The organism is Nostoc sp. NZL (assembly GCF_015714705.1).
In the GTDB taxonomy this organism is placed as follows: domain Bacteria; phylum Cyanobacteriota; class Cyanobacteriia; order Cyanobacteriales; family Nostocaceae; genus Nostoc; species Nostoc foliaceum_A.
Window position 1 is genome coordinate 20350 of record NZ_WBKL01000101.1, and the last position, 7044, is coordinate 27393.

At 42.6% G+C, this 7044-nt stretch carries 4 protein-coding genes; 2 read left to right on the forward strand and 2 right to left on the reverse strand.

What is annotated here, in order from left to right; all coding sequences use genetic code 11:
• The first annotated feature begins 92 nt into the window (after positions 1–92).
• Together F8R90_RS14300 and F8R90_RS14305 are read left to right on the forward strand one after the other, a co-directional pair.
• Positions 93–2162 carry a CHAT domain-containing protein gene (locus F8R90_RS14300; protein WP_196511310.1) on the forward strand — a complete coding sequence of 690 codons (2070 nt, stop codon included), beginning with the start codon at positions 93–95 and terminating at the stop codon, positions 2160–2162.
• A 212-nt stretch (positions 2163–2374) separates the two neighbouring features.
• Entirely contained in the window at positions 2375–2557 is a 183-nt protein-coding gene (locus F8R90_RS14305; protein WP_230966313.1) for a hypothetical protein, read from the forward strand.
• Positions 2558–2614: 57 nt separating this feature from the next.
• Here F8R90_RS14305 and F8R90_RS14310 read toward each other — a convergent pair whose 3' ends face one another.
• On the reverse strand, positions 2615–2959 hold the full coding sequence (locus F8R90_RS14310) for a DUF1815 family protein (RefSeq protein ID WP_118162512.1): 345 nt from the start codon (positions 2957–2959) through the stop codon (positions 2615–2617).
• 1073 nt (positions 2960–4032) lie between these two features.
• Positions 4033–7044, reverse strand: a 3012-nt coding sequence (locus F8R90_RS14315; protein ID WP_230966314.1) for a hybrid sensor histidine kinase/response regulator, incomplete at its 5' end; no start/stop codon positions are given.

Consider the following 7044-nt stretch of genomic DNA (forward strand, 5'->3'; position numbering starts at 1 on the left):
TTTTCCAAATTATTGAATAGCATAAAAATTAATTGCGTTGCCTGACTTCTTGATTTAATATTTACACTTCCGAGTATAGGGAGTGTTTTGTTATGCAGCCTAATCTCCGGTATGTGAGTGTTGTTACTTTGACTCTACTTAGTTTACTAGGTTTTGGGATGGTATATCCAGGCAATAACCAAGTAAGCAGAAATGCAAGGTTGAGGTACGACTCTGGAGAAAAAGCTCAAGCTTTACCCAACAATAATCAGCTTTTAGAAATTGCAAGGCTCAATGAAGAAGCTATCAAAGAATCTCGTCAAGGTCAATCGCAAGAAGCGTTGCAGAGATTACAGAAAGCATTAGCCCTAACTAGAGAACTTGGAGAGCGTTCTTGGGAAGCAGTAACATTCAATAACATTGGCAGAATCTACCAAAGTCAAAAAAAGTATCCCGAAGCACTTCAATCCTATCAGCAAGCGATATTAATTAACAAAGAACTTGGGGATCTCGTTCAACTTGGCAAAACCTACAGTAACATAGGTTACTTATTCGATATCCAAAACAAACCAGAGTTAGCAATTTTTTTCTACAAGCACTGCTTGATTAATCGTGAAAAAGCTCGCTTGAATCCATCAGCACTGAGTGCGCCACAACCAGATGCTTACAGCATAACTGTTAGCCAGACTTATCGCATTTTGGGTGAACGATTGCTCAAACAGGAACGTGTTGCTGAAGCACAAAGGACAATGGATTTACTCAAAGTTGAAGAACTAGAGGAATATCTCCAGAATGTGTCAGGTAATCAACGCACTGTCAAAGGTATTAATATAGCGGCAACAGAAAAACCAATTAAACAAAAGTTGGATCAAAGTGTGGATAATGCTGTTGTGCTGGGTAAAGAACTGACAACATTACGGAAGATTTCCCCCAAAGAGCGATCGCTCCAACAGAAACAACGCATCGAGCAATTAGTCCTAAATCAACAGCAACTCTTGGATGGATTTAACGAATTTATCAATAGTCCTTCAGTGAAAGCACAGGTAGAGCAAATTAGCCGTACAGCTAGGCGGCAAAATTTGGAATTGGAGAGTCTCAACGAACTTCGGGATAATTTGGCGCGATTACCTCAAAAATCGGCACTAATCTACCCACTGATTTTAAAAGATAGTTTGGAATTGGTATTGGTAACTCCTGAATCTCCACCAATTCATCGCACCGTTGCTGTAAAACGCGAAAACCTTCATCAAACAATTGGTACTTTCCGCCAAGCTTTAATCAATCCCAGTCGAAATATCAAAGCACCTGCACGCCAATTGTATGACTGGCTAATTAAACCAATAGAAAAAGACCTGAAGCTATCAGGTACACAAACTCTGATTTACGCTCCAGATGACCAGTTACGCTACATTCCTTTAACTGCTTTATATGATGGTAAACAATGGCTAGTGCAGCGTTTCAGTGTCAATCACATTACATCTGCCAGCCTGACTAACTTAAACACCCCACAACAATCTACTTTACGGGTGTTAGCCGGCGCTTTTACTAAAGGTAATTATCAAATCAAAGTTGGTAATCGGCAAGTTGCTTTCGCTGGCTTACCCTTTGCAACGCGGGAGGTGGAAAGTCTAGCAGCTGCGGTTCCTGAAACTACGAAGCTTTTAGACGATGCCTTTAGCCCCAGAGTCGCTGTACCCCAAATGGATGATTATACAATTGTCCATTTAGCGACTCATGCAGCCTTTGTGGTGGGTAAACCAGAAGATTCGTTTATTTTATTTGGGAATGGCGATCGCGTTAACTTTAGAAATGTCGCCACTTGGTCACTCCCCAATGTAGATTTGGTAGTGTTGAGCGCCTGTGAAACCGGCTTGGGAGGCAAGTTGGGTAACGGTGAGGAAATTTTGGGCTTTGGCTATCAAATGCAACAAACCGGCGCAAGAGCTGCGATCGCCTCGTTATGGTCTGTGGATGATGGTGGTACACAAGCACTCATGAGCGCTTTTTATGGTATCTTATCCGCCGATAAGCTGACTAAAACTGAAGCTTTACGGCAAGCTCAAGTCTCATTAATTACTGGAGACAGGAAGTCTCTAAGTCACAATGCACCTGTAGCAGCAGTTAGTAGCTTTAGTCACCCATACTATTGGGCACCCTTTATTTTGATTGGCAATGGACTTTAGCTTTGCCAGAGAATGTCTTTTTCAAGCTTGTGGCTGATGTATCAATTGGAAAATCCGGTAATGGCGATCGCTGCTGCAAAAATTCTAGACATAATTAGCTAAAACTGCGTTAGCGGAGCTTAACGTACCCCTACGGGTAAGTAAGCTAGCAAGAGCGTCTGTCTGCGACACGCTGCGCGAACGTAGAGAAGTTATCGCGTTTTGATGAAATTTTGGGAAAAGAGGAGCGCACAATTACCCAATCGCTAAATTTGGTGCCTTTTAACAGCTTCCATCTAAAGGCTCAAAATCCGGTTCGCAAGGTTTTGGCAGATACCAAAAAATCTGCGATCAGCCAGCCACGAGCCAATCACTTAATATTTATGGAGAATAGGTTAAGAGCGATCGCTAACTAAGCCATCATTACCAATTACCGATAATCAATTTCTAATTTGCGATCGACCTTTGGAACCTTAATACTTCTTGGCAAGAGTTTTAGAGCCTGTATCGGTTTGCATAGATTGCTTGACAAGATCAGCCAGTTCGTCTAACTGGCTAATTGCCTCCGCACCTTCTAGCTTCATTAATTCGCGGTCATCCCGCATTTCCGTCCAAGTAATCCCGTAATCGGACACTAAAAACCGAATCAGATGGTTATCACCCAAGCTAACCATAAACGATGCACTATTCATTTGGTCGCCACAGGTGTAACAGGACGCAGGATACCCGCGCCGCTCTAATACAACCGCCAAGGCTTGCAGGTTCATTACCAAGTCTTGGACGAATTGTCGATGTTGATGTGCTAGTCTCAGAAACACTTTTGTCCTCCAGACACCACAGTCATTTGAGTTTCTTTTATATTTTCTTTAGATTTTCTCATCCATTGGTATTGTAAACTATTCATTACAATTACCAGACAGATGATATTGAGTCGTTAATTGACTACCTTGTTTAGGGTAGTAGATCAGAGTTTTGAGCGCCGTATCAAACTATTCAGTTTGCAAATTAAAAATCTCGGACAGAATTGCTAAATTTAACTATATCTTTATACACTTCTGTCAGGGTAGATTCTTACAGGAAGCGTTCCGCTTTAAGAGTAACTTAAATCTAGCGCTAGTCAACTACAGAAAAGTTACATATTTCGCTTTTATTGGCGATGTGCAGCCAAATTCACAGTTAGAACAGACTATAACGTAGTTTTGCATCGTTATAATAGCTCTTACTTAGATGTTTCATCTGTTCTCTTTTTAACGTAGATTTTGGTATAGATAAATGATTAAATATACCAAATTCCCTCCTCCTGTATATATAAAGTTGAGCAGATGACAGTGCAAATTTCAGATTCAGTACTAAAAGCAGGTTAGTTATAGTCCTTTATACAAACTTTACGTAATTAATAGACAAGTCTGAGTGTAGAATCCACAAAGGATAAACTCAACACTGACAATACCTAAACTCAGCAGAGCAATGTTGCCATTTAGGCAATATTTTCAGCTATTTTGGGATTATCCTCAAAAAGTTGTACTGAAGTAAAGCACAGAAATTGGGAAAGATCCTTATCTTAGTTTGGTTTTGCTAAATAAAATGCATGTATAGTATATTTCGATTATTTATTCAAACTGAGTAATTATTTTTTATTTATCACTAGCAGCCTGTCGAAGAACTAGCTGAAGCATTTGCCCTTAATATTTGCAAAAAGTGAACTACCCAGCTTTGTGCCGATCATGCATAGAGAACTGGCAAAATCCCTTTGCTGGCTTGATTACACTAATACAGGTTCCAATATGCTTAGGTTAGCGCTTTAGCCGCAGTCTTGCTTAATATTTAGTTGAGACAAGTCACATTGGTAAACCAAGAATCCCACCCTTTCAAGGGGTGGGAGTGTCAATTACTAAACATTACTTGTAGTGCTAACAAGTTTCTCCCCTTTCAACATCCGCGCCGCAGCTTCAAGTAGAGCTTCTTCGAGATAGGGCTTGGTAAAGTAGCCACTAGCACCGAGTTGAGCTGCTATTTGTCTGTGCTTGTCTGCACCGCGAGAGGTGAGCATAGCGATCGGTAAGTGGTTGAGGTTAGAGTCTTTCTGAATGCGAGAGAGTAACTCCAGACCATCGCAGCGGGGCATTTCGATGTCACAAAATACGATATCGCAAGGCAGACCAGAGCGGAGTTTATCCCAAGCTTCCTGTCCGTCACGCGCCTGTTCTACGCGATAACCTGCCTTGTTAAATGTTAGGGAGAGCAATTCTCGGACTGTAATTGAGTCATCGACGATCAGCACTGTCGGGTCAATCTTCGCAGGAGAGGTGTCTACGGGAATCCCTTTCTGTTGCCAAGAATTGCCACCAATTTGTGTAGAAATCCGTCCCTGGAAGATGTCAATTATTTCCAGCACGTCAGCAATGGGCATAATACGACCATCACCCAGGACTGTAGCGCCAGCTACACCAATGGGTTTAGGCGCTGGCCCTTCAAATTGCTTAATTACAATTTCTTGCTCACTTAACACTAGGTCAATCTGTAGAGCAATTAGGGTATTTGCCGATCGCACGACGACCACAGAAACCATATCATCATCTCTGGTGCCGCCATAGACATTACCGCGACTAATCTGGCGATTGAAGGTTAAAAGTTCCTTCAGAGGACGGAATGGCAACACCGTATCGCGCCAGGAAATAAATGATTGCCCATTGGCATCGTGCTGAATATTTTTGACTGGTATATCCAGCGTATCTTCTACACCGTCCATCGGGAAAGCAATTCTAGATCGATCAGAGACGCAGCAGAGAGCTTTACAAATACTCAGAGTCAGTGGCAGACGGATGGTGAAGGTGGTTCCCTTACCGATCGCAGAATCAGTGTTCACTGTTCCACGAATTTCGCTAATCTCGGAGCGCACTACGTCCATACCCACACCACGACCAGAAATTTCATCTGCCTGGTCTTTAATCGTAAAACCAGACTGGAACAACAGATCATAGACTTCCAGGCGAGACATGGCTTTTGCTTGCGCTTCCGTAATCATGCCAATCTTCACCGCCTTCGCTTTAACCTTTGCTGAATCGATACCAGCACCATCATCGCCTACGGAAATGATCGTTTGGTTTCCTTGGTGGAAGGCACGGATAGTAATGATTCCCACGGGTGGTTTACCAGCAGCTTGTCGTTCTTCTGGCGTTTCAATACCGTGAGCGATCGCATTATTCAGCATATGAGTTAACGGATCAGTCAGATGATCCAAAATCATCTTGTCAATTAAGGTATCGCCACCTTCGATCACCAACTCCACTTGCTTGCCACACTTGATGGCGTTGTCGCGCACTCCTCGCCGCCAGCGATCGATAGTTTGGGCAAAAGGCACCATTCGCGCTCTTGTTAGTCCCTCTTGTAGCTGGGTGGTTACTTGGCGGAACTGCCTTGCTACTCGCTCGGTTTCTTCGGTAACGAAATCAATGTCACTTGCCGACTCACGGACTCGCACAATGCGTTCAATCATCTGCTGGGACAGCGTATGGAAGGGAGTAAAACGATCCATTTCTAATTCGCTAAAACCCCTATCGGCATTGGAATCAGGCGCTTGGAAGCCGGAGTCTTTCTTTTTGCGTCCAGCTAACAGAGAAGCTTCTAATAGCGATCGCTCGTACAACTCTTGCATCCTTGCGCCCACATCCGAGAGTTGTTGTACCTGAATCAGCAAGTTATCTAATGACTGTCGCAGCCGTTCATGATCCTGCTCTAAGGTATTGCGATTTACCACCAACTCCCCAACTAAATTACTCATATCATCCAATTGCTTAACTGGAACCTTCATCGTTTCTTCAAATCTCGCAGCCCGACGAGTAGAGGGACGGGGAGCTTTGCTGGTGTTCGATTTTGCTACTGGTGAATGAGATATTGTTTGATCTGCTTCTGCCAGCAACTTCTCCAAGTCACCAAATTCATCTATGCCTGGTGATGGAATGACATTTTTCGCCAAGACTGGTTGAGTGTTGAAGGGCTGGCGTGGGTGTAGCTCGTCGTAGACATCGCTGTCGTTATCTGTACCGAGCAATTCTTCTAGGGCTGCAAAATCTACTTCTGGTATTGACGTAGCTTTGGGGTTAAGTGCTACTTCCTCTCCTAGTAATGCTTCTAAGTCTGCAAATTCATCTTCTGAAGCAACTATTTCAACGGTTTCTGTCGTTACCAATTCTTCAGTTGAGGCAACAATAGCATTTTCGCTTTCTGAGACTACTACAGTTTCAGATGTCTCTCCTAAATCCCATAAATCGGTTTCTACAGCTTCCTGAATAACCGTTTGTGTGAAGTTATTGACAGGCTGTGAGTCAATTTCTGCTGCGTTTTCTCCTAATTCTTCCTGGTTTTCTGCTTCTGGTAGAGCAGTTTGTGGAGAGAATAAATCATTTGTAAAACCCAGTCCTCTATCTTCAAAAACTGTATTTTCCGTGAACTCAAAGGTAGTTTCTAAATTATTACCCTCAGTATCTAACACTTCTTGACTGATATCTACTGAATCGGAAGTTTCACCAAAACTGATATTTAGAGAATTTTCTATAGCCGATAGTTCATCCACAGTATTATCTGTGGTTTCCATGGTTTCCATCTGAATGTAGGTGGAGTCTGTAGCTACATCCTCAAACAACAGTTGGGGATTTTCATTGAAACCAAATAAATCATCTGTCTGTACTTGGGGTGATGCTGAATCTGAAGTTTCACCAAAACTAATATCTAGAGAATTTTCTGTAGCCGATAGTTCATCCACAGTATTATCTGTGGTTTCCATCTGAATGTAGGTGGAGTCTGTAGTTACATCCTCAAACAACAGTTGGGGATTTTCATTGAAACCAAATAAATCATCTGTCTGTACTTGGGGTGATGCTGAATCTGAAGTTTCACCAAAACT

Coding starts and splice junctions, on each gene's coding strand:
- F8R90_RS14300 (WP_196511310.1), top strand. CDS start 93: ATGCAGCCTAATCTCCGGTATGTGAGTGTTGTTACTTTGACTCTACTT.